Below are 1,924 nucleotides of genomic sequence, written 5' to 3'. Positions count from 1 at the left end.
CGCGTCGGGCGGCGCCGTTGCCGTCGAGCAGCATGCGCTCGATCAGGTATCCCTCGCGCACGCCCTTCTTGCAGACGACGAGCGAGCCCGCCCCGAAATCGGCCAGGAGACGGCGGATGATGAGGCATCCGGGAACGAGCGTATGGATGCGGTCGGGCGCCGCTTTGAGGGCGGTGTGGGCAAACCCGTCGGGATCGGCCATGCACGCGCCGACGATCGCATCGAAATCCTCGGGCGTGAGGGATTCGGGGCGCACGCCGCCGCCATACGCCTCGGCGTACATCTTCGCAGCTGCGCGTACGCTGCCTCCGATGCCGTAGAGCGTTTCGCAGCGGTACCTGTCCGCGTTCATCCCGGCAAGCCGTTCCTCGAGCGCTTCTTCGATCGCTTCGGCTTCGGCTTGCGTGGGCAGGATGCCCTTTACGCAGGACGCGAAGGACGAAAGGGACCCCTGGCCGATGCTCGCGTTGTCGTGATCGGCTCCCCCGACGATGCGGGTGAGTTCGGTCGATCCTCCTCCGATGTCGATGAGCGTGCCGCGCTCGATCGGGCGGTCGCACGTTGCTCCGACGAACCCCAGATGGGCTTCGTCTTCGGCGGAGAGCAGCGATATGGAAAACCCGCTGCCCGCCTCGATGGCGCGTACGGCATCGGCCGAGTTGGCGCAGTTACGCAGTACGGCGGTCGCGAATACGTCGGTGCGCTTGCAGTCGAAGTACCTGAGGCGCTTGGCATGCCCGGCGAGCACATCGAGCGCATGGGCCACGCCCGCTTCGGTGAACACGCCGCCGGAGACGTGCGCCGAGAGCCCCGCCATCACCTTGTTGTTCAGAAGCGTTCGGAAGTCTTTGCGGGCGTAGGCGCGCTTGGAGTCGTCCTTGACCTCGTAGACGCACAGGCGGATCGTGTTCGATCCCAGGTCGATGACTCCGTAGTTCGGCATGTTGCTCCTCGTTCTTCCCTTGGTTTCGGCGCGGTCCTTCCGTTCATTGTAGCGTTGCCTTGCGGGCGGGGGCGCATCGCTCGCCCGGCGTTACCGTTATTTTACTCTGTGCTATGATGCGTATGCTCGGCAATGAGCGGAGCTGCGGAAAAACGGCTCGAAGCGATGTGGGAGGAAGCCATGCTCGAAACGGTCGAACTCGGTTTGGACAAGCTGTCGAAAGCGGAGTACAAGCCCATCTACGACGAGCTGGTTGAACGCCTCGTCGTCTTGCAGCAGGAGGCGCGCGCGAAGGGCGTCGGCCTCGCCGTCCTGTTCGAGGGCTGGAACGGAGCGGGCAAAGGCAGCCGCATATCCGATCTGCTCTACAACCTCGATGCGCGAGCGACCTCGGTGTACGTAACCCCCGACCTCGACACGAAGGAAGCGCGCCTGTTCGCGGACATGCGCGAGGGGGTGAGCGGGTACTATCCGCTCACCCAGCAGTTCTGGAAAGCGCTTGGCCCGCGCGGCGATATGACGCTGTACGATCGCGGATGGTATACCGCCGCGCTGCAGCACATGCTCTACATCGAATTCGGCGAAACCCCCGACGAGGTTACCGCCGCCAAGCTCAAGAAGGGCAGCAGCGCCGCCGCGATCGAAGACCACCTCGCCTCCGTCGAGTCGTTCGAGCGGCAGCTCGTCGACGATGGCTACGTGGTCGTGAAGTTCTTCCTCCACGTCTCCCAGCAAGCGCAGAGAAAGCGCCTTGCGAAGCTCCACGAGGATCCTGCCACGAGCTGGCGGGTCAGCAAGGCCAAGCTCAAAAGCGTCGAGAACTACAAGCAGTCCTACAAGATATACGATCGTCTCCTCGAGGGAAGCGATTTCCCGTTCGCCCCGTGGGTGCTCGTGAACGGAGAGGACAAGCGTCGCGCCAACCTCGACATAGCGGCGACGCTCGTCAGCGCCTTCGAAGTGGCGCTCGGCCGCGGCGAC

Annotated in this window: 2 protein-coding genes; one reads left to right on the top strand and one right to left on the bottom strand. The window is 64.1% G+C overall.

Annotation, left to right across the window (positions count from 1 at the left end):
- Positions 1-943: Ppx/GppA phosphatase family protein (locus C1722_RS16960; protein WP_102378788.1), on the bottom strand; the 943-nt coding region annotated here is incomplete at its 3' end.
- A 180-nt stretch (positions 944-1,123) separates the two neighbouring features.
- Between C1722_RS16960 and C1722_RS17400 the strand changes: the two genes are divergently transcribed.
- Positions 1,124-1,924: polyphosphate kinase 2 family protein (locus tag C1722_RS17400; RefSeq protein WP_425319350.1), on the top strand; the 801-nt coding region annotated here is incomplete at its 3' end.

The organism is Raoultibacter timonensis (genome assembly GCF_900240215.1).
GTDB classification, from domain to species: Bacteria; Actinomycetota; Coriobacteriia; order Coriobacteriales; family Eggerthellaceae; genus Raoultibacter; species Raoultibacter timonensis.
The sequence above is the reverse complement of the archived record's forward strand: the minus strand, read 5'-3'. Positions and strand labels throughout refer to the sequence as shown.